Origin of the sequence: Geodermatophilus amargosae, assembly GCF_041028265.1 — a bacterium.
GTDB classification, from domain to species: Bacteria; Actinomycetota; Actinomycetes; order Mycobacteriales; family Geodermatophilaceae; genus Geodermatophilus; species Geodermatophilus amargosae_A.
Genome location: NZ_JABGCW010000022.1, coordinates 1 through 19855, shown reverse-complemented (window position 1 = coordinate 19855; position 19855 = coordinate 1). Strand labels below are relative to the sequence as shown.

General features: G+C 75.9%; 20 protein-coding genes and 1 tRNA gene. 17 read left to right on the top strand and 4 right to left on the bottom strand.

Features of this window, described 5'->3' with window-relative positions:
* Positions 1–48: 48 nt before the first annotated feature.
* From HLV61_RS21715 to HLV61_RS21700, 4 genes are all read left to right on the top strand, one after another.
* Positions 49–366, top strand: a complete 318-nt coding sequence (locus HLV61_RS21715) for a hypothetical protein (RefSeq protein WP_369259254.1) — start codon at positions 49–51, stop codon at positions 364–366.
* Positions 363–1928 (top strand): alpha/beta hydrolase, encoded by a 1566-nt coding sequence (locus tag HLV61_RS21710; protein ID WP_369259252.1) that lies wholly within the window; start codon positions 363–365, stop codon positions 1926–1928. Before HLV61_RS21715 ends, HLV61_RS21710 begins: the two co-directional genes overlap by 4 nt.
* 200 nt (positions 1929–2128) lie before the next feature.
* Positions 2129–5008 (top strand): type I DNA topoisomerase, encoded by a 2880-nt coding sequence (gene topA / locus HLV61_RS21705; protein ID WP_369259250.1) that lies wholly within the window; start codon positions 2129–2131, stop codon positions 5006–5008.
* 7 nt (positions 5009–5015) lie between these two features.
* On the top strand, positions 5016–5777 hold the full coding sequence (locus HLV61_RS21700; protein WP_369259248.1) for a class I SAM-dependent methyltransferase: 762 nt from the start codon (positions 5016–5018) through the stop codon (positions 5775–5777).
* On the opposite strand, the gene HLV61_RS21695 is transcribed toward HLV61_RS21700, so the two are convergent.
* The 3 genes from HLV61_RS21695 to HLV61_RS21685 are packed head-to-tail and all read right to left on the bottom strand — an operon-like array spanning position 5764 to position 7371.
* A complete protein-coding gene (locus tag HLV61_RS21695; RefSeq protein ID WP_369259246.1) occupies positions 5764–6084 on the bottom strand; it encodes a winged helix-turn-helix domain-containing protein in 321 nt (106 codons plus the stop codon). The two genes, HLV61_RS21700 and HLV61_RS21695, sit on opposite strands and share 14 nt — an antisense overlap.
* The gene (locus HLV61_RS21690) at positions 6081–6512 is read right to left on the bottom strand and encodes a hypothetical protein (protein ID WP_369259244.1); all 432 of its coding nucleotides are present in this window, start codon (positions 6510–6512) and stop codon (positions 6081–6083) included. The genes HLV61_RS21695 and HLV61_RS21690 overlap by 4 nt, the downstream gene beginning before the upstream one ends.
* A gap of 52 nt (positions 6513–6564) precedes the next feature.
* A complete protein-coding gene (locus HLV61_RS21685) occupies positions 6565–7371 on the bottom strand; it encodes a trans-aconitate 2-methyltransferase (RefSeq protein WP_369259242.1) in 807 nt (268 codons plus the stop codon).
* Positions 7372–7479: 108 nt separating this feature from the next.
* On the opposite strand from HLV61_RS21685, the gene tmk reads away from it, so the two are divergent.
* The 9 genes from tmk (at position 7480) to HLV61_RS21640 (ending at position 14873) form a co-directional block, all read left to right on the top strand.
* The gene (gene tmk / locus HLV61_RS21680; protein ID WP_369259240.1) at positions 7480–8118 is read left to right on the top strand and encodes a dTMP kinase; all 639 of its coding nucleotides are present in this window, start codon (positions 7480–7482) and stop codon (positions 8116–8118) included.
* Positions 8115–9293, top strand: coding sequence for a DNA polymerase III subunit delta' (locus tag HLV61_RS21675; protein WP_369259238.1), 1179 nt, complete (start codon positions 8115–8117; stop codon positions 9291–9293). Before tmk ends, HLV61_RS21675 begins: the two co-directional genes overlap by 4 nt.
* 57 nt (positions 9294–9350) lie before the next feature.
* Positions 9351–9423, top strand: a tRNA-Thr gene (locus HLV61_RS21670).
* Between the two features lie 61 nt (positions 9424–9484).
* Positions 9485–9931 (top strand): helix-turn-helix transcriptional regulator, encoded by a 447-nt coding sequence (locus tag HLV61_RS21665; RefSeq protein ID WP_369259236.1) that lies wholly within the window; start codon positions 9485–9487, stop codon positions 9929–9931.
* 5 nt (positions 9932–9936) lie between these two features.
* The gene (locus HLV61_RS21660; RefSeq protein WP_369259234.1) at positions 9937–10347 is read left to right on the top strand and encodes a VOC family protein; all 411 of its coding nucleotides are present in this window, start codon (positions 9937–9939) and stop codon (positions 10345–10347) included.
* Between the two features lie 19 nt (positions 10348–10366).
* Positions 10367–10819 (top strand): pyridoxamine 5'-phosphate oxidase family protein, encoded by a 453-nt coding sequence (locus HLV61_RS21655; RefSeq protein WP_369259232.1) that lies wholly within the window; start codon positions 10367–10369, stop codon positions 10817–10819.
* A 115-nt stretch (positions 10820–10934) separates the two neighbouring features.
* Complete coding sequence (locus HLV61_RS21650; protein ID WP_369259230.1) at positions 10935–13328, top strand: ATP-binding cassette domain-containing protein; 2394 nt, start codon at positions 10935–10937, stop codon at positions 13326–13328.
* A 141-nt stretch (positions 13329–13469) separates the two neighbouring features.
* Complete coding sequence (locus HLV61_RS21645; protein WP_369259228.1) at positions 13470–14081, top strand: PilZ domain-containing protein; 612 nt, start codon at positions 13470–13472, stop codon at positions 14079–14081.
* A 33-nt stretch (positions 14082–14114) separates the two neighbouring features.
* Positions 14115–14873 carry an SAM-dependent methyltransferase gene (locus HLV61_RS21640; protein WP_369259226.1) on the top strand — a complete coding sequence of 253 codons (759 nt, stop codon included), beginning with the start codon at positions 14115–14117 and terminating at the stop codon, positions 14871–14873.
* A gap of 125 nt (positions 14874–14998) precedes the next feature.
* Here the strand turns inward: HLV61_RS21640 and HLV61_RS21635 are convergent, their stop codons facing one another.
* The gene (locus HLV61_RS21635; protein ID WP_369259225.1) at positions 14999–15490 is read right to left on the bottom strand and encodes an inorganic diphosphatase; all 492 of its coding nucleotides are present in this window, start codon (positions 15488–15490) and stop codon (positions 14999–15001) included.
* Positions 15491–15640: 150 nt separating this feature from the next.
* Here HLV61_RS21635 and dacB point away from each other — a divergent pair, with 150 nt between their 5' ends.
* The 4 genes from dacB to hpt all read left to right on the top strand — a co-directional run bounded on the left by dacB (position 15641) and on the right by hpt (position 19762).
* The gene (dacB, locus tag HLV61_RS21630; RefSeq protein ID WP_369259223.1) at positions 15641–16993 is read left to right on the top strand and encodes a D-alanyl-D-alanine carboxypeptidase/D-alanyl-D-alanine endopeptidase; all 1353 of its coding nucleotides are present in this window, start codon (positions 15641–15643) and stop codon (positions 16991–16993) included.
* 72 nt (positions 16994–17065) lie between these two features.
* A complete protein-coding gene (locus HLV61_RS21625; RefSeq protein WP_369259221.1) occupies positions 17066–18154 on the top strand; it encodes a zinc-dependent metalloprotease in 1089 nt (362 codons plus the stop codon).
* A 13-nt stretch (positions 18155–18167) separates the two neighbouring features.
* A complete protein-coding gene (gene tilS / locus HLV61_RS21620; RefSeq protein WP_369259219.1) occupies positions 18168–19178 on the top strand; it encodes a tRNA lysidine(34) synthetase TilS in 1011 nt (336 codons plus the stop codon).
* On the top strand, positions 19175–19762 hold the full coding sequence (gene hpt, locus HLV61_RS21615; RefSeq protein ID WP_369259217.1) for a hypoxanthine phosphoribosyltransferase: 588 nt from the start codon (positions 19175–19177) through the stop codon (positions 19760–19762). Before tilS ends, hpt begins: the two co-directional genes overlap by 4 nt.
* Positions 19763–19855 lie beyond the last annotated feature (93 nt).

Below are 19855 nucleotides of genomic sequence, written 5' to 3'. Positions count from 1 at the left end.
CGCCGGACCACCGTGGTCCGGCGCCGACGCCGGGAGGGGCCGTTGTCCGTGTCCATCGCCATCCAGTTCGACGTCGTCCAGGCGCTGGGCGAGGAGCTCGCCGCACTGGCCACCGAGCTGTCCGGTGACGCCGACCTGTGCGGCTCCACCGCCGTCTCCCTCGCCACCGCGGCACCCGGTGAGGTGTCCGAGCACGCCGGCGCGACCGGACAGCTGTGGGCGGTGCTCGTCGCCGACCTTGTCGCGGGGGCGCAGGCGGCGTCCACCGCCCTGCTCGGCGCGGTCAGGTCCTACCGGCTGGCCGACGCCGCCCTCTCCGACCGGCTGCTGGCCACCCGGGCGGCGCTGCCGGTGGGCACCCGGTGAGCGCGCCGGCCCTGACCGCGGTCGCCGCCTGGGACGTCGCCCTGCTCGACGGCGCGGTCCACACGCTCGAGGCGGTCACCGAGCGGCTGCCGCCGTGGCGGGCGCGGATGGAGTCGGTGGCGCGTGCCCTGCACGACGCCGAGTGCTGGTCCGGCGACGCCGGGCAGACCGCGGCGCTGGCCCTGGGCGAGGTGTCGGGCGTGGTCACGGCGGTGACCCGCGCGCTCGGGGAGTCACTGGACCGGCTGGAGGACACCGCCCGGGAGGCCCGCACCGCCCAGGAGCTGGCCGAGCAGGCGCTCGCCGAGGCGGCGGTCCTCGGGGTGACCGTGGACGAGGCCGGTGGGGCCGTGGTCCCCGCACCGGCGGCCCCGCCCGCCGGTGCGACACCCGAGGCGCTGGCCGACCACTACGACGCGATCGCCGCAGGGGCGGACGCCGCCGAGCGCGTCGCCGGGCTCGCGGCCGACGCCCTGCGGGCCGCCGCCCGCGCCGCCGCGGCCGCGGCCGGATCGGCCGCGCCGCTGGGCTCCGTCGGCGTCACCGTGGGCGGGCCCCCGGACCACGCCGGGCTCGAGGCCGCCGTCGCCCTCGGCGGCGTGTGGCAGCCCGCGTGCCTGCCCGTCGTGGGGACGTCACCGGAGTCGGTCGCCGCCTGGTGGGCGGGGCTGTCCGAGCCGGCGCGCGCCGTCGTGACGTCGTGGGAGCCGGGGCTCGTCGGCTCGCTCGACGGCCTGCCGGCCTGGGCGCGGGACCGGGCCAACCGGCTGCTGCTCGAGCGGGCGCTGGCCGACCCGTCCTCGGCGGGACACGGGACGGCGGTGGCCGTGGCGGCGGAGCTCGATAGGGAGCAGGCCGCCGGCCGCCCGGTCCAGCTGTGGTCGTTCGACGCCGACGAGTCCCTCGTGGCGGTCGTCCACGGCGACCTCGACACCGCCGAGGACGTCGGGGTGTACGTGCCCGGGGTGGGCAACGACGTCGACGACCTCGGGGACCTGGGCGTCGACGCACGGGCGGTGGCGGACGCGGCCCGCGCCGCCGCGCCGGCCGCCTCCGTGGCCACCGTCGCCTGGCTCGGGTACCGCCCGCCGGGCAACGTCCTCGCCCCGACGGCCTGGGTGGAGGGGCGGGCCGCCGCCGGCGGGACCGCCCTCGCCGGTGACCTGGCGGGGCTGGCCGCGGCGCGCGGGGCCGACCCCGCGCGCGGCGCGGAGCTCCCGCGGGTCACGGTCGTCGCCCACAGCTACGGGACGGTCGTGGTCGACCGGGCCGCGGAGGTGCCCGGCGAGCTGGCGGTCGACGCCCTGGTCCTGCTGGGCAGCCCGGGGATGGACGCCGTCGCGGCGGAGCTGGAGGCCGAGGAGGTCCACGAGGCCTCCTCGCCGCTGGACCCCGTCACCTGGCTGGCCGACGTGCACGGCACCGAGACCGACCACCCGGACTTCGGGGCCACGCCCCTGCCGGTCGACTGGGACACCTGGCACACCTTGTACCTCGACCGGGACCGGCCCACCCTCGCCGCGATCGGGGAGGTGGTGGCGGGCGAGCGCGGGAGCGACTGAGCCGGCCGGGACCCGCGCGGAGGAGGCGGGGAACAGTCGCGCCGCTGCGCCGTTGGACGCGGTGACGGCGCGCCCGCGCGGGGTCGCCAGCCGGTCGCGTTCCGCGGTCGTGGCCTACCGTGGCCCGCCGAGGGGGCGCACCGCGTGACGACGAGACCGCGCACCGCGTTGCCGCGACCGGCACCACCGACAGGAGCACCGTGCCCACGAAGACCACGAAGAACGGCCAGCCCGCCGACACGACCGCCGGTGGCACCAGCACGCCCGCCCGACGCCGGGGGGCCGCTGCCGGGGGTGGTCGTCCGCTGGTCATCGTGGAGTCGCCCACCAAGGCCGGGAAGATCGCCGGCTACCTGGGCAACGGGTACGTCGTGGAGGCCAGCGTCGGCCACATCCGCGACCTCCCGCGCAACGCCGCCGACGTCCCGGCCGAGCACAAGGGCGCCTCGTGGGCCCGCCTCGGCGTCGACGTCGACAACTCCTTCGAGCCGCTGTACGTGGTCAGCCCCGACCGCAGGCAGCAGGTGAGCCGGCTCAAGCAGCTGGTCAAGGACGCCAGCGAGGTCTACCTCGCGACGGACGAGGACCGCGAGGGCGAGGCCATCGCCTGGCACCTGGTCGACACGCTCAAGCCGCGGGTCCCCGTCCGCCGGATGGTCTTCCACGAGATCACCCCGGAGGCCATCGCCCGCGCCGTGGCCAACCCCCGCGAGCTCGACACCGCGCTGGTCGACGCGCAGGAGACCCGCCGCATCCTCGACCGGCTGTACGGCTACGAGGTCAGCCCGGTCCTGTGGAAGAAGGTCCTGCCCAAGCTCTCGGCCGGCCGCGTGCAGTCGGTGGCCACCCGGATCGTGGTGGAACGGGAGCGCGAGCGGATGGCGTTCACCGCCGCGGACTACTGGTCCCTCGACGGCGTCTTCGCCGTCCCCGGCCGCACCGGCTCCGACGCGGGCGAGCCGACGACGCTGCGCGCCCGCCTGGTCAGCGTCGACGACAGCCGCGTGGCCACCGGCCGCGACTTCGACCCCGCCACCGGCCGCGTCACCGGCGACGTCGTGCACCTCGACGAGGCCGGCGCCCGCGGGCTGGCCGCCCGTCTCGAGGGCCGCCAGGTCAGCGTCAGCCGGGTCGACGAGAAGCCCTACCGGCGCCGTCCGTACGCGCCGTTCACCACCTCGACGCTGCAGATGGAAGCCGGTCGCAAGCTCGGCTGGTCCTCGGCGCAGGTCATGCGGGTGGCCCAGCGGCTGTACGAGAACGGCCACATCACCTACATGCGGACCGACTCGACCAACCTCTCCAACGAGGCGATCAACGCCGCCCGCACCCAGGCCCGCGAGCTCTACGGCGACGCCTACGTGCCCGCCGAGGCGCGGCGCTACAGCAAGAAGACCAAGGGCGCGCAGGAGGCGCACGAGGCCATCCGCCCCGCCGGTGACTCCTTCCGCACGCCCGGTCAGCTCGCCGGCCAGCTCGCCCGCGACGAGTTCCGGCTCTACGAGCTGATCTGGCAGCGCACCGTGGCCTCGCAGATGGCCGACGCGGTCGGGCAGACCGTCAGCATCCGGCTGGCCGGCCGCAGCACCACCGACGAGCGGGTCGAGTTCACCGCCAGCGGCCGCACCATCACCTTCCCGGGCTTCCTGCGTGCCTACGTCGAGTCCCGCGACGAGAACGCGGCCGGCGACGACGAGCACGGCAGCGACGACGCCGAGCGGCGGCTGCCGCGCGTCGAGCGGGGCCAGCAGCTCGACACCCGCGAGCTCGAGCCCAAGGGGCACACCACCAGCCCGCCGTCGCGCTACACCGAGCCGAGCCTGGTCGCCCGGCTCGAGGAGCTCGGCATCGGCCGCCCGTCGACCTACGCGTCGATCATGCAGACGATCCAGGACCGCGGGTACGTGTGGAAGAAGGGCTCGGCACTGGTCCCCTCGTTCGTCGCGTTCGCGGTGGTGAACCTGCTCGAGCAGCACTTCGCCGCGCTCGTCGACTACGACTTCACCGCCTCGCTGGAGAACGAGCTCGACGAGATCGCCAGCGGCGAGCTGGGCCGGGTCGACTGGCTGACGGAGTTCTACTTCGGCGGGGAGGGCCGGCACGCCGGCGGCATCGCGGCCTCGGGCGGGCTCAAGTCGGTCATCGGCCACGAGCTCGAGGAGATCGACGCCCGCGGCGTCAACTCCATCCCGCTGCGCGCGACCGGGCTGAACGGGGAGCCGGTGGTCGTGCGGGTCGGCCGCTACGGCCCCTACCTGCAGGCCGGCGGCGACGACGGCGCGCGGGTCAGCATCCCCGAGGACCTCGCCCCCGACGAGCTGACCGCCGACCGGGTCGCCGAGCTGCTCACCGCGCCCTCGGGCGACCGGGAACTCGGCACCGATCCCGGGACCGGCCACCCGGTGGTGGTCAAGGCCGGCCGCTACGGCCCCTACGTCACCACCGTCGTGCCCGAGGGCAGCAAGGAGAGCCCCCGCACGGCCAGCCTGTTCGCGTCGATGTCGCCGGAGACGGTGACCCTGGAGCAGGCGCTGCAGCTGCTCACCCTGCCCCGCACCGTCGGCACCGCCCCCGACGGCGAGGAGATCCAGGCGCTCAACGGCCGGTACGGGCCCTACGTCAAGAAGGGCACCGACTCGCGCTCGCTGGAGAGCGAGGACCGGCTGTTCACCGTCACCCTCGACGAGGCGCTGGCGATCTTCGCCCAGCCCAAGCAGCGCGGCCGCCGGGCGGCGGCGGCTCCGCTCAAGGAGCTCGGCGCCGACCCGGTGACCCAGGGCCAGATCACCGTCCGCGAGGGCCGCTTCGGCCCCTACGTCACCGACGGCGAGACCAACGCCAGCCTGCGCAAGGGCGACGAGGTCGAGACCATCTCACTCGACCGCGCCGCCGAGCTGCTGGCCGACCGTCGCAGCCGGCCCGCGGCCACCAAGAAGCGGGCCGCCAAGACGACGGCGGCGAAGAAGACGACCGCGGCCAAGAAGCCGACGGCCGCCAAGAAGACCGCGGCGAAGAAGACGACGGCCAAGAAGACCGCCGCGAAGAAGGCCACCTCGGCCGACGCCGTCCCCGCGAGCTGACGCGGCCGTGACCGGCACGATCGACCCCGCTGCCTGGGACCAGCGGCGCACGTCGTTCGGGTCGGTCGCGGCCGACTACGCCGCGCTGCGGCCGGGCTACCCGCCCGACGCGGTGGCCTTCCTGCTCGGGGACCGGCGCCGCCGCGTGCTCGACCTCGGCGCCGGCACCGGCCTGCTCACCGACGTCCTCGTCGCCGCCGGGCACGAGGTGCTCGCCGTCGACCCGTCGGCGGAGATGCTCGGCCGGCTGTCCGTCCGGCACCCCGGGATCCCCGCCGCCGTCGGCGGGGCGGAGGCGATCCCGCTGCCCGACGGCAGCGTCGACGCCGTCGTCGCCGGCCAGGCCGCGCACTGGTTCGACCCGGAGCCGGCCGCGGCGGAGCTGCGGCGGGTGCTGCGGCCCGGCGGCGTCGTCGGGCTGGTGTGGAACGTCCGCGACGAGACCGTCCCGTGGGTGGCGGCGCTGGGTGCCGCCCTCGCCGCGGAGGCCCGCGGCCACGAGGCCGACCAGGGCGTGGTCGCCCGGTTCGCCGCGGCGCTGCCCGCCGACGTCGCCACGGCGAGGTCGGGGATCGTCCAGCGGGGAACGCCCGAGCAGGTGGTGGGCGGCATCGGCACCCGCAGCTACGTGGCGACGATGACCGCCGACGCCCGCGCCGCCTTCCTCGGCGGCATCCGGCACCTGCTGGCCACCCATCCGGACACCCGCGGCCGCGAGGTCCTGGACCTGCCCCACCGCACCGACGCGTACCGGCTCACCCCGCGCTGAGCGCCCGGCCCTCCGCGATCGCCCGCAGCGCCGCCACGTGCGCCTCGAAGGCCCGCCGCCCGGGCCCGGACAACCGCAGCCAGGTCCGCGGCCGCTTGCCCACGTACCCCTTGCGGACCTCGACGTAGCCGGCCCGCTCCAGGACGGTCACGGTCTTCGACAGCACCGAGTCGCTGACCTGCACGCCGTCCCGGACGAAGCCGAACTCCGCCTCCTCGGCCGCGGCGAGGGTGGCCATCACCGAGAAGCGCACCGGCGCGTGGATGACGTCGTCGAGCGCGTGCCGCGGGTGCTCGGCGGCACTCACCGGGGCCGCTCCCGCCAGGCCCCGACCAGGCAGGGCGCCGCGACGGCGACCGCCAGCGGCGCCCACCACGACCAGTCGTGCGCCAGCCCCGGCACGGCCATCCCCACCGCCAGCCCCACCGCCAGCACCGCTGCCCAGAGGCCCATCGCGAGGCCGAAGCGCGTGGAGAAGCCCGCCCGCGTCGTGCCGCGGGCGCCGACCAGGGCCGCCGCGGCACCCAGGACGGCGAAGGTGAACACCGTCGCCGCGGCGCCGACCCCGCGCTCGCTGCCGGCCAGCGGCTGGGCGAGGAAGAAGCCGGCGCTCGCGCCGCCCAGCGTCACCAGGAACGCCGACGCGGCCGGCCCGGCGCCGGCGCGGACCCGCGTCCGGGCGGCCTCGGCCTCGGCCAGCAGCGCGGCGGCGGACTCGGGCGTGGGAGCGGTCATGGCTGCCTCCTCGGTCGGGTGCGGGACAGAGTGGCAACTACTTTCCACTCGGTCAAGTAGTTTCCGGGCGACGGCCGACGGCGAACACCCGCCGGAACGGCAGCACGGTGGTCCCGTCCGGCCGCGCCGGGTAGGCCGCCCGCAGCGCCGCGGCGTAGCCGGCCGTGAAGTCGGCCGCGTCGTCGTCGCCGAGCAGGGCCAGCACCGGCCGCAGCACCGTGCTGCGCACCCAGGACAGCACCGGGTCGGGGCCGGAGAGCACGTGCAGGTAGGTGGTCTCCCAGACGTCGGCGGACAGCCCCGCCGCCGTGAGGACGTCGAGGTAGCCCGCCGGCGCGAGCACCGGGTCCGGCGGGGGAGCGGCCGCCGACAGCCGGCCGGCCCAGCGCGGCGAGGTGCACAGCCCGGCCAGCAGCCGGTGGGTCGGGGCGCGGTGGTTGCCGGGCACCTGCAGCGCCAGCCAGCCGCCGGGGACCAGCGCCCCGGCCCACCGCGTCAGCAGGTCCGCATGGCCGGGCACCCAGTGCAGGACGGCGTTGGTGACGACGACGTCGACCGGACGCCCGGGGTGCCAGTCGCGCACGTCGCCGAGGACGAACCCCACCCGCCCGGGCACCGCGTGCGCCTGCGCGGCCGCCAGCATCTCCGGTGAGGAGTCGACGCCGGTGACCCGGGCGCCGGGCCAGCGCCGGGCGAGGGCGGCGGTCGTCGCGCCGGTGCCGCAGCCCAGGTCGACGACCTCGCGGGGGTCCGCGGCGTCCACCCGGGCCACCAGGTCGGCGAACGGCCGCGCCCGCTCACCGGCGTGGCGGAGGTAGGTGGCGGGGTCCCACGCACCGGGGTCGGCAGCGGCGGTCACCCACCGACCGTAGGACCGCGGACGCGTCGTCCCCGGCCGGTACCGTGGGCCGGCCGCCGCACCCCTCCTCGAGCACCCCGGGAGCCCCCGATCGACGCCTCCGCCCGCGTGCCCGGCCGCGGCCTGTTCGTCGCCTTCGAGGGCGGGGAGGGAGCCGGCAAGTCCACCCAGGTGCGCCGGCTGTTCGACTGGCTGGGACTGGTCGAGGTGCCCGCGCGGGTCACGCACGAGCCGGGCGGCACCCCGCCCGGCGCCCGCATCCGCGCGCTGCTGCTCGACCCGGCCACCGCCGGCCTCTCCCCGCGCGCCGAGGCGCTGCTCTACGCCGCCGACCGCGCCCACCACGTCGACACCGTCGTCCGCCCGGCGCTGGACGCCGGCGAGGTGGTGGTCACCGACCGCTTCGTGGACAGCTCGCTGGCTTACCAGGGCGCCGGGCGGGCGCTCGCCCTCGAGGAGGTCCGGCGGCTGTCGTCCTGGGCCACCCGCGGGCTGGTCCCCGACCTGACCGTGCTGCTGGACCTGCCGCCCGAGGCCGGCCTCGCCCGTGCCCGCGGCCGCGCCGCCGCCGACCGGCTGGAGTCAGAGTCGCTGGAGTTCCACGAGCGGGTGCGCGCCACCTTCCGCGACCTCGCCGCCGCCGAGCCCGCGCGCTACCTCGTGCTCGACGCGCAGCGCCCCGCCGACGACCTCGCCGACGCCGTCCGCGAGCGGGTCGCCGCCCTGCTGCCGGGGCGGGTCGCGTGAGCGCGCCGGTCGCGGCCGACGGCGTGTGGACGCAGGTCATCGGCCAGCCCGCCGTCGTCGCGGAGCTGCGGGCCGCCGTCGCCGCCCCCGCGGCGATGACCCACGCCTGGCTGTTCACCGGGCCGCCCGGGTCGGGCCGCTCGGTGGCCGCGCGCGCCTTCGCCGCCGCCCTGCAGTGCCCTGCCGGCGGGGACGGCACCTGCCACCAGTGCCGCACCGTGCTCGCCGGCAGCCACGCCGACGTCGCGACCGTCGTCCCCGAGGGGCTGTCGATCGGTGTCGACGAGGCGCGCGAGCTCGTGCGCCTGGCCGGCCGGGCGCCGTCGCAGGGCCGCTTCCAGGTCGTGGTGGTCGAGGACGCCGACCGCATGACCGAGCAGGCGTCCAACGCCGTGCTGAAGATGATCGAGGAGCCGCCGCCGCGGACGGTCTTCCTGCTCTGCGCGCCGAGCCTGCACCCCGACGACGTGCCGGTCACCATCCGCTCCCGCTGCCGGGTGGTGGGCCTGCGCACGCCACCTGTGGACGCCGTCGCCGACGTGCTGGTGCGCCGCGACGGCATCGACCCGGCGCTGGCGGCCTGGGCGGCGGCCGCGGCCGGCGGGCACGTCGGGCGCGCCCGGCACCTGGCCCGCGACGAGGGCGCCCGGCTGGCCCGCAAGGCCGTGCTCGACGTCCCGCTGTCCCTGGTCTCGCTGGCCGCCTGCCTCAACGCGGCCGACGACCTGGTCGGCTCGGCCAAGGAGGAGTCCGACCGGACGACCGCGGTCCTCGACGGCGCCGAGACCGAGGCGGTCAAGACCAGCCTCGGCGTCGGCGCGCGCGGGCCCGGGGTCGCCGCCAGCCGGGGCGGCGCGGGCGTCCTCAAGGACCTGGAGAAGCGGCAGAAGAGCCGCGCGACCCGGCTGGGCCGCGACTCGCTGGACCGGGCCCTGGTGGACCTCGCCGGGCTCTACCGGGACGCGCTGGTGCTGGCCGCGGCGGGGGAGCAGGCCCCCGTGCTGTCGCACCCCGACCGGCGGGCCGACGCGGAGGAGCTGGCCCGGCGGCTCGGCGCCGAGGGGGCGCTGCGCCGGATCGACGCGGTGCTGGCCTGCCGGACCGCACTGGAGCAGAACGTGAAGCCGCAGATCGCCGTCGAGGCGCTCACCGTGGCGCTCCGCCTGCCCGCCTGAGCGCCGGGCGGGCGCGGGCCGCGGACGGCGGTGTCGTAGGCTGTTGCCCGCACGTCCGCCGCCTTAGCTCAGTCGGTAGAGCATCTCACTCGTAATGAGAAGGTCGTCGGTTCGATTCCGACAGGCGGCTCTCCTGGACCCCGGGTCCTCGTCCCCCGGGAACGTCGCCGGCCCGTGGCACGATCCGCGGGGTGACCAGCAGCTCGGCCGAGCAGCGTCTGCGCGACCTCGCGCGGTTGCGTCGCGTGCGCGACCGGATCGACCGGGAGTACGCCCAGCCCCTCGACGTCGAGGCGCTCGCCCGCGGCGTGCACGTGTCGGCCGGGTACCTCAGCCGCGCGTTCCGGCAGGCCTACGGCGAGTCGCCCTACAGCTACCTGATGACCCGCCGCATCGAGCGGGCGATGACGTTGCTGCGGCGGGGTGATCTCACCGTCACCGAGGTGTGCTTCGCGGTCGGCTGCTCCTCGCTGGGCACCTTCAGCACCCGCTTCACCGAGCTGGTCGGGATGCCGCCGAGCACCTACCGGCGGCTGGCGGCGGAGGCCACGGCGGGCATCCCCGCGTGCGTGGCCAAGCAGGTCACCAGACCGGTCAGGAATCGAGAAGCGCCGGCCGGCGCGCCGTCCCTAGCGTGATCGCCATGGACCTCACCATCCACTACACCTTCCTCCCGCACGACGACCCCGACGCCGCCCTGACCTTCTACCGGGACACCCTCGGCTTCGAGCTCCGCAACGACGTCGGCTACGACGGGATGCGTTGGCTCACGGTCGGGCCCCCCGGCGGGGCGGGGACGGCCATCGTGCTGCACCCGCCGGCCGCCGACCCGGGGATCACCGACGACGAGCGCCGCACCGTCACGGAGATGATGGCGAAGGGCACCTACGCCTCGGTCGTCCTGGCGACCAAGGACCTCGACGGCGTCTTCGAGCGGCTGCAGGCCGGCGACGCCGAGGTGGTCCAGGAGCCGACCCAGCAGCCCTACGGCGTGCGCGACTGCGCGTTCCGGGACCCCGCCGGCAACATGGTCCGCATCCAGGAGCTGTCGTGACCCGCCCGTCCCGGCGCCCGTGAGCGAGGGCCCCCGCCCGCGGGCGCAGCGTCGTCGCGACACCGAGCACCGGCTCGTCCACGACGTCGACGTCTGGGTGGCCAGCGCCTCGCCGGACGGTGCGCCGTACCTGGTGCCGCTGTCCTTCGACTGGGACGGCGAGGCGCTGCTGATGGCCACTCCGGCGGACAGCCCCACCGGCAGGAACCTGGCCGCCACCCGGACCGTCCGGCTGGGCCTGGGCCCCACCCGCGACGTGTCCGTCATCGACGGCGACGTCGAGGTCCTCCGGACCGACGCGCTGCCGCCGGAGCGGGGGGAGCGGTTCGCCGCGCGCACCGGCTTCGACCCGCGGGCGTCGGCCACGCCGTACCGCTGGTTCCGCATCACCCCGCGCCGCATCCAGGCGTGGCGGGAGGCCGACGAGTTGCCCGGCCGTGAGCTGATGCGCGACGGCCGCTGGTCGACGTGACGCGCGGCCGGCGCACCGCGTCGACCGGACGGGCGTCGGCCCCTCCCGGCCGGCGCCCCGAGCAGGTAGACAGCGAGCGCGCCGACGACGGCGGCGCCCACCGGATGGAGACACGATGAGCACCGCCACGAGCACCGACCCGCTGTCGGCCGCGGGGCACGCCGCCGACAGCCACGACCTGATCCGCGTGCACGGCGCGCGGGAGAACAACCTCAAGGACGTCAGCGTCGAGATCCCGAAGCGCCGGCTGACCGTGTTCACGGGCGTCTCCGGCTCGGGCAAGAGCTCGCTGGTGTTCGGCACCATCGCCGCGGAGTCCCAGCGACTGATCAACGAGACCTACAGCGCCTTCGTGCAGGGCTTCATGCCCACGCTGGCCCGGCCCGAGGTCGACCTGCTCGAGGGCCTGACGACGGCGATCATCGTCGACCAGGAGCGGATGGGCGCCAACCCGCGCTCCACCGTCGGCACCGCCACGGACGCCAACGCGATGCTCCGGATCCTGTTCAGCCGGCTGGGCACGCCGCACATCGGCCCTCCCACGGCGTTCTCCTTCAACGTCCCGACGCGGAAGGCGAGCGGGGTGATGAGCACCGAGAAGGCCGGCGGCCGGGTGGAGAAGGCCGTGGTGCGCGACGTCGTCTACATGGGCGGGATGTGCCCGCGCTGCGAGGGCATGGGCTCGGTGTCGGACTTCGACCTCGCGGCGCTGTACGACGAGACCAAGTCCCTGGGTGAGGGCGCGCTGACCGTCCCGGGCTACAGCATGGACGGCTGGTACGGCCGGATCTTCAGCGGCGCCGGCTTCGACATGGACAAGCCGATCGCGGAGTACAGCAAGAAGGAGATGCACGACCTGCTCTACAAGGAGCCGACGAAGATCAAGGTCGAGGGCATCAACCTCACCTACGAGGGTCTCATCCCCAAGATCCAGAAGTCGATGCTCTCCAAGGACGTCGACGCGATGCAGCCGCACATCCGCGCCTTCGTGGAGCGCGCGATCACCTTCCAGCCCTGCCCCGAGTGCGACGGCACGCGGCTCAGCGCGGAGGCCCGGTCGTCGCGGATCCGGGGCGAGAACATCGCCGACCTCTGCGCGATGCAGATCAGCGACCTGGCCGCCTGGGTCCGCGCCCTCGACGAGCCGTCCGTCGCCCCGCTCCTCGCCGGCCTGCGGCACCTCCTCGACTCCTTCACCGAGATCGGGCTGGGCTACCTGTCCCTCGACCGGCCGGCCGGCACCCTGTCGGGCGGCGAGGCGCAGCGCACCAAGATGATCCGCCACCTCGGCTCGTCGCTCACCGACGTCACCTACGTCTTCGACGAGCCCTCGATCGGGCTGCACCCCCACGACATCCAGCGGATGAACGGCCTGCTGCTCCAGCTGCGGGACAAGGGCAACACCGTGCTCGTGGTCGAGCACAAGCCCGAGATGATCGCGATCGCCGACCACGTCGTCGACCTCGGCCCCGGCGCCGGCACGGGCGGCGGGGAGGTGGTGTTCGAGGGCACCGTGGAGGGGCTGCGGGCCAGTGGCACCGCCACCGGCCGGCACCTCGACGACCGGGCGCGGGTCAAGGACGCGGTGCGGACGCCGTCGGGTGCGCTGGAGGTGCGCGGCGCGTCGACGCACAACCTCCGGGACGTCGACGTCGACGTCCCGCTCGGGGTGCTCTGCGTGCTCACCGGCGTCGCCGGCTCCGGCAAGAGCTCCCTGGTCAACGGCTCGATCGCCGGCCGGGACGGCGTGGTGGTGATCGACCAGGGCGCCATCCGGGGCTCGCGGCGCAGCAACCCGGCCACCTACACCGGTCTGCTCGAGCCGATCCGCAAGGCGTTCGCGAAGGCCAACGGCGTGAAGCCGGCACTCTTCAGCTCCAACTCCGAGGGCGCCTGTCCCACCTGCAACGGCGCCGGTGTCGTCTTCACCGACCTGGGTGTCATGGCGACCGTCGAGTCACCCTGCGAGGAGTGCGAGGGCAAGCGCTTCCAGCCGGCGGTGCTGGAGTACCGGCTCGGCGGCCGGGACATCAGCGAGGTCCTCGCCATGTCGGTGACGCAGGCCCAGGAGTTCTTCGGCGACGGCGAGGCGCGCATCCCCGCCGCGCACACGATCCTGTCCCGCCTCGCCGACGTCGGGCTGGGCTACCTGAGCCTCGGCCAGCCGCTCACCACGCTGTCCGGCGGCGAGCGGCAGCGGCTCAAGCTCGCCACGCAGCTCGGCGAGAGCGGCGAGGTCTACGTCCTCGACGAGCCGACCACCGGGCTGCACCTGGCCGACGTCGAGAACCTGCTCGGCCTGCTCGACCGGCTCGTGGACTCCGGCCGGTCGGTGATCGTCATCGAGCACCACCAGGCGGTCATGGCGCACGCCGACTGGGTCATCGACCTCGGTCCCGGCGCGGGGCACGACGGCGGCCGGGTCGTCTTCGAGGGCACCCCCGCCGACCTCGTGGCCGCCCGCTCCACGACCACCGGCGAGCACCTGGCGGCCTACGTCGGCGCCTGAGGGCGGCGTCACCGCCTTCTGCGTCTCCCGACTCCACTTCCCGCAGGTCCGTGCCGATGTCCATCCCGGAGTACCCGGGACACGCGGACAGGGAGCGCGATGATGGCTACGCCTGGAGTGGACCACCCCGAGGAGAGGGCGGTGCTCGACGTCAAGGCGAGCAGCCGTTCCGACGTCCTGATCAGCTTCGTCGAGCAGGTGTCCGGCTCGGAGATGGTGGTCAGTGTCGGCGAGGACGCGCAGAAGCGGCGCGTGCGGCTGGACACCGGCGAGCACCTCGAGCTCATCTGGCGGGGACCGGAGGAGCTGCGGTCCCTGCCCGCGCAGCTGGTCGAGGTGGTCGCCGGGGACTCGCCGACGTGGCGGCTGAAGGTCGTCGGGCCCGCGTCGCGGGGCCAGCGGCGCAGCGCCGTCCGCGCCCCGATGTCGGTGTCGATCGAGGTGGCCCTGGGAGAGCGGGTGCTCACCGGGACCACCGTCGACCTCAGCGAGGGCGGCACCCGCTGCCTGCTGACCGGCAAGCCGGGCGTGGCGAAGCCGGAGATCGAGGTCGGTGCCGTCCTCCCCGTCGCCGTCGACCTCGACGGCGACCGCTTGGCGGTCAAGGCCGAGGTGATCCGCCGGCACGCGCGGGAGGACCACCACAGCGAGTTGTCCCTCCGCTTCGTCGGGCTCGGGGAGAGACGCGAGGACGCCATCCGGCGGCGGGTCTTCGCCGAACTACGCGATCTGCGGTCCCGCGGCCTCATCTGACGCCCGCACCGGCGGCTGCGCCAGGATGCGCGGGTGGACAGCACCCTGGACAGGGCCGTCGTCAGCGCGGTCGCGCACCGCTGGCACCCGGTCGCCGCCCCGGTCTCCGACGACGCCCTCGCCCGGCTCCTGGAGCGGCTGGCCCCACCCCCGCAGGGACGCGTGCTCGACCTCGGCTGCGGCGCAGGCGCGTGGCTGCTCCCGCTGCTGGCCGCCCGGCCCGGGCTGGTGGGCGTCGGGGTGGACACCTCGGCGCCGGCGCTGGACGCCGCGCGGGACCGGGCCGCGATGGGCGGGCTGCTGGGGCGCGTCGAGTTCGTGCAGGCCGACGCCGCGACCTGGCAGGGCGGCCCCTTCGACGCCGTCGTGTGCATCGGCGCCACCCACGCCTTCGGCGGCCCGGCGGGGACCCTCGAGGTCGTCCGCCGCTCCCTGCGCCCCGGCGGCCGGGTGCTGTTCGGCGACGGCTTCTGGGAGTCCGGCCCCAGCGAGGCGGCGCTGGCCGGACTCGGCGCCGCGCCCGGCGAGCTGCCCGACCTGCCCGGCCTGCTGGGCGAGGTGCAGCGGTGCGGCTTCGAGCCCGGCTACGCGCACCTGTCCACCCTCGCCGAGTGGGACGAGTACGAGTGGTGCTGGACCGGCGCGCTGACGGAGTGGGCGCTCACCGAGGCGGCCGGACCCGAGCGCGAGGCCGCCCTCGAGGCCGCCCGCACACACCGCCGCCAGTGGCTGGAGGGCTACCGCGGCGAGCTGGGGTTCCTGACCGCCGTCCTGCACGACAGGGGTCGCTGAGCGGTGCTGCACGACGTCCGGTCCGGAGACGACGGTCAGGAACGACGACGGCGGTGCGACCCCGGGTGGGGTGCACCGCCGTCCGTCGTCCGTCGTGCGCTCAGGAGGGTCGGGGGGAGGGGCCGTCAGTGGCCGCCGGCCTCCTGGGCCCGCGTGATGGAGGCCTCGATCTCGGCCTGCGCCTCGGCGCGGCCGACCCAGTTGGCGCCCTCGACCGACTTGCCCGGCTCGAGGTCCTTGTAGGTCTCGAAGAAGTGCTGGATCTCCAGCCGGTCGAACTCCGAGACGTCGGTGATGTCCTGGAGGTGGGCCATGCGGGGGTCGGTGGCCGGGACGGTGAGGACCTTGTCGTCGCCACCCGCCTCGTCGGTCATCCGGAACATGCCGATGGCCCGGCAGGTGATCAGGCACCCGGGGAAGGTCGGCTCCTCGAGGAGCACGAGGGCGTCGAGCGGGTCACCGTCCTGCCCCAGCGTGTTCTCGATGTACCCGTAGTCGGCCGGGTACCGGGTCGAGGTGAACAGCATCCGGTCGAGCCGGATGCGCCCGGTGGCGTGGTCCAGCTCGTACTTGTTCCGCTGGCCCTTGGGGATCTCTACCGTCACGTCGAACTGCACGGCACGTAGTGTGGCCCACCGGTATCAGGTCCACCGGTGCAGGTCCGCCCCGGGGGCCTCTTCCGGGGGGTGGGCACCATCGAGCCGAGTGGGTCGACGACCGTCAGGCCGAGCTACGGGCGGCTTCGTCGGCGCCTCCTGCTGAGCGTCGTGGCACTCCTCGTGGTCGCCGCGCTGGTGGTCGGCGGGGTGCTGTTCCTCGGCCGCGACGACGGTGGCACGGGCGGCACGGGCAGCACCCAGGCCGGGCCCACCGCCGAGCTCCCCGACGTCGGCGAGCCGGCGCCCGTGCTCGCCGCGCTGTCCGCCGAGGCCCCCGCACCCGACCCCGGTGCCGTCGCGGCCGCGCTCGCCCCGCTGCTGGCGGCACCCGCACTCGCCCAGGGCGTGCGCGCCGAGGTGGTCGACGTCGCCGCCGGGGAGACGCTGTTCGCCCTCGACGCCGACGAGCCCGTGACGCCGGCCTCGACGGCCAAGCTGCTGACCTCCGTCGCCGCGCTCACCGCCCTCGACCCCGACGACACGCTGGAGACGACGGTCGTCGCCGGGGCCACGCCGGACGAGGTCGTGCTGGTCGGCGGCGGGGACCCCACCCTGTCGACGACGAGCCCCTCGCTCACCTACCCGGGCGCGGCGACCGTGGCCGACCTCGCCGCCCAGGTGCAGGCGGCGCTGCCGCCGGGCACGACGGTCGGCCGGGTCGTCGTCGACACCACGCTGTTCGAGGGGCCGCTCACCGCGGAGGGCTGGGGCCCGGAGGACGCGCCGTCGAGCTACGCCGCCCCGGTCACCGCCGCCGCGGTGGACGGCGCGCGGGTGACCCCGGGGCAGAACGCCCGCAGCGGCGCGCCGGGCACGGACGCCGGACGGGCGCTGGCCGCCGCACTGGGCGTCCCCGGCGCGACCGTCGAGCTCGGCGACGCCCCCGACGGCGCCACGACGCTGGGCAGCGTCTCCTCGGCGCCGGTCGCGCGCCTGGTCGAGCAGGCGCTGTCGCAGTCGGACAACCTGCTGGCCGAGTCGTTGGCCCGCCACGTGGCGCTGGCCCGCGGCCTGCCGGCCACCTTCGACGGGGCCGCGGAGGCGGTCACCGGGGCGCTCGCCGACGCCGGCGTCGACACCTCCGAGGTCGACCTGCGGGACGGCAGCGGGCTGTCCCGGCTGGACCTCGTGACCCCCGCCGTCCTGGCCGACGTCCTCACGGGTGCCGCCGACGGCTCCCTCGCCGGCACCTCGGCCGTCGTCTCGGGCCTGGCGGTGGCCGGCTACGACGGCACCCTGGCCGACCGCGGCGACGCCGACCCCGCCACCGCACCCGGCGCCGTCCGCGGCAAGACCGGGACGCTGCTCGGCGTGCACGCCCTGGCCGGCACCGTGGTCACCGCCGACGGCCGGCTGCTGGCCTACGCGCTGGTGGCCAACGGGACCACCGGCGGCGGCGGGCCCGAGGAGGCCGCGCTGGACGCCGTGGCCGCCGCGCTGGCCGGCTGCGGATGCCGTTGAGCGGGGACCCTGCTGCCCCCCACCGCTCGCAGGCTCGCGGCGGGCCCCTGCAGCAGGGCCTACCGTGAGGCGATGAGCAGCAGCGCACTCGTCGACTGGCAGCTCGCCGGGCGGACCGCCCGCAAGCTGGCCGGGGCAGGTCCGGCGACCACCCGCGAGGAGGCCACCGCGGTCGTCTCCGAGCTGCACACGGCCGCCGCGGCCGCCGTCGCCCACGTCGAGGGACTGACCGGGCTGCACCCGGTCGAGGGCGGGCCGGTCCCGGAGGTCGCGGTCGTCGACCGTCCCGGCTGGATCGACGCCAACACCACCGGCATGGCCGCGCTGCTCGACCCGCTGGCCGGCGCCCTGCTCGAGCGGTCGGAGAACCCGCCCGGCCCGCTGGCCACCGCCATCGGCTCGCGCGCCACCGGCGTGCAGGCCGGCGGCCTGCTCGCGTTCCTCTCCTCCCGGGTGCTCGGCCAGTACGAGGTGTTCGGCACCGGAGGCCGGCTGCTCCTGGTGGCGCCGAACATCGTCGACGCCGAGCGGCGCCTGGGCGTCGACCCGAGCGACTTCCGCATGTGGGTCTGCCTGCACGAGGTCACCCACCAGCTGCAGTTCACCGCCTTCCCGTGGCTGCGCGACCACCTCGAGGCCCAGATCACCGAGTTCGTCGAGGCCACGGACCTCAGCCCCGACGCGCTGCGCGACCGCATGTCCGACCTGGTCCGCGGCATCGCCGATGCCGTCCGCGGCAGTGACGACGACGACGGCGCCTCGGCCGGCCTCATGGCGCTGGTCCGCGACCCCGAGCAGCGGGCGGTCCTCGACCGGGTCACCGCCGTGATGAGCCTGGTCGAGGGGCACGCCGAGTTCGTGATGGACGGCGTGGGCCCCGACGTCGTGCCCTCGGTGCGCACGCTGCGCAAGCGCTTCGCCCAGCGGCGCAAGGGCCGCGGCCCGTTCGACCGCGTGCTGCGCCGGCTGCTGGGCCTCGAGCAGAAGATGAAGCAGTACGCCGACGGGCGGACCTTCGTCGGCGGCGTCGTCGACCTGGTCGGCATGGAGGGGTTCAACCGGGTGTGGGCCGGCCCCGAGAACCTGCCGCTGGTCGAGGAGCTCACCGAGCCGGCCCGCTGGGTCGAGCGGGTGCACGGCCGCCCGGCCGTTCCCGCCTGACGCCCCGGCTGCGGTGAGCGGCCCGCCACCGGCGGTCGCGGCCGTCCGCAGCGCCGTCCGGCCGGGCCTGCGGGCGTCCGCGCAGCCGGTGCTCGTCGCGGTCAGCGGGGGAGCGGACTCCCTCGCGCTGGCCGCCGCCGTCGCCTTCGAGGCCCCGCGCGCCGGGGTCCCGGCCGGGGCGGTGACCGTCGAGCACGGCCTGCAGCCCGGCTCGGCGCAGCGGGCGCACGACACCGCCGGCCTGCTGCGCGGCCTGGGCCTGGGCCCGGTGCTCGTCGTCCCCGTCGCCGTCGGCACCGCGGGCGGACCCGAGGCCGCGGCCCGCACCGCCCGCTACGCCGCGCTGACGGCGTGCGCGGACGAGCACGGGGCGCGCGTGGCGCTGGGCCACACCCTCGACGACCAGGCCGAGACCGTCCTGCTGGGCCTGGGCCGCGGGTCCGGCCCGCGGTCGGTGGCCGGGATGGTGGCCGAGCGCCCGCCGTTCTGGCGGCCGCTGCTCGGCGTGCGGCGCGAGACCACCCGCACCGCCTGCACCGCCCAGGGCCTGCCGGTGTGGGACGACCCGTGGAACACCGATCCGGCCTACCGCCGCGCCCGGCTGCGCGCCGAGGTGCTGCCCCTGCTGGAGGACGTCCTCGGCGGCGGCGTCACGCCCGCCCTGGCCCGGACGGCGGACCTGCTGCGCGAGGACCTCGACGCCCTCGACACCCTGGCCGGGGCGCACCTCGCGCGGCTGGCCGGCCCCGACGGGCTGCCCGCCGCCGAGCTGGCGGGCCTCCCGGCCGCGCTGCGCCGCCGGGTGCTGCGCGGGTGGCTGCGGGGTGCGGGGGTGGGCGACCTGCAGGCGGTGCACCTGGGCGCGGTCGACGCGCTGCTGACCGGGTGGCGCGGGCAGGGGCCGGTCGCCCTGCCGGGCGGTGCGGAGGCGCTCCGGGCGTCTGGCAGGCTGGTGCTGCGGCCCGCCGGCTCACCGAGCAGGAGGGCCGCAGTCGCCCCCGATCCGGAGGAGCAGCACCCGTGAGCGAGACCGCGTCGACCCCTGCGGAGCTGGGGCCCGACCACGGCTACGGCCCCGACATCGACCACGTGCTCCTGTCCGAGCCGCAGATCCAGGGCAAGATCACCGAGCTCGCCGACCGGGTCGCGCGGGACTACGAGGGACGCGAGGTCCTGCTCGTCGGCGTCCTCAAGGGCGCGGTGCTCTTCATGAGCGACTTCGCCCGCGCGCTGCGGCTGCCCACCCAGATGGAGTTCATGGCCGTCTCCTCCTACGGCAGCTCCACCAGTTCCTCGGGGGTCGTGCGCATCCTCAAGGACCTCGACCGCGACATCTCCGGCATGGACGTGCTGGTGCTCGAGGACATCATCGACTCGGGCCTGACGCTGTCCTGGCTGCTCAAGAACCTCGGTAGCCGCCGCCCGGCCTCGCTGGAGGTCTGCGCCCTGCTGCGCAAGCCCGACGCGATCAAGGTCGAGGTCCCCGTGCGCTACGTCGGCTTCGACATCCCCAACGAGTTCGTCGTCGGCTACGGCCTGGACTACGCCGAGCGCTACCGCGACCTGCCCTACATCGGCACGCTCAAGCCCGCCGTCTACGAGACCTGATCGTCGACCTACCGGTCGACACCGCGGCCAGGTGCCGTCCCCGGTCGCGCTGAGCCCCGCGCCGCACCCGTCGCGGAGCCCTCCGGGCCCCAC

Coding starts and splice junctions, on each gene's coding strand:
- HLV61_RS21625 (WP_369259221.1), top strand. CDS start 17,066: ATGAGCAGCAGCGCACTCGTCGACTGGCAGCTCGCCGGGCGGACCGCC.
- HLV61_RS21650 (WP_369259230.1), top strand. CDS start 10,935: ATGAGCACCGCCACGAGCACCGACCCGCTGTCGGCCGCGGGGCACGCC.
- HLV61_RS21690 (WP_369259244.1), bottom strand. CDS start 6,512: ATGACCGCTCCCACGCCCGAGTCCGCCGCCGCGCTGCTGGCCGAGGCC.
- HLV61_RS21660 (WP_369259234.1), top strand. CDS start 9,937: ATGGACCTCACCATCCACTACACCTTCCTCCCGCACGACGACCCCGAC.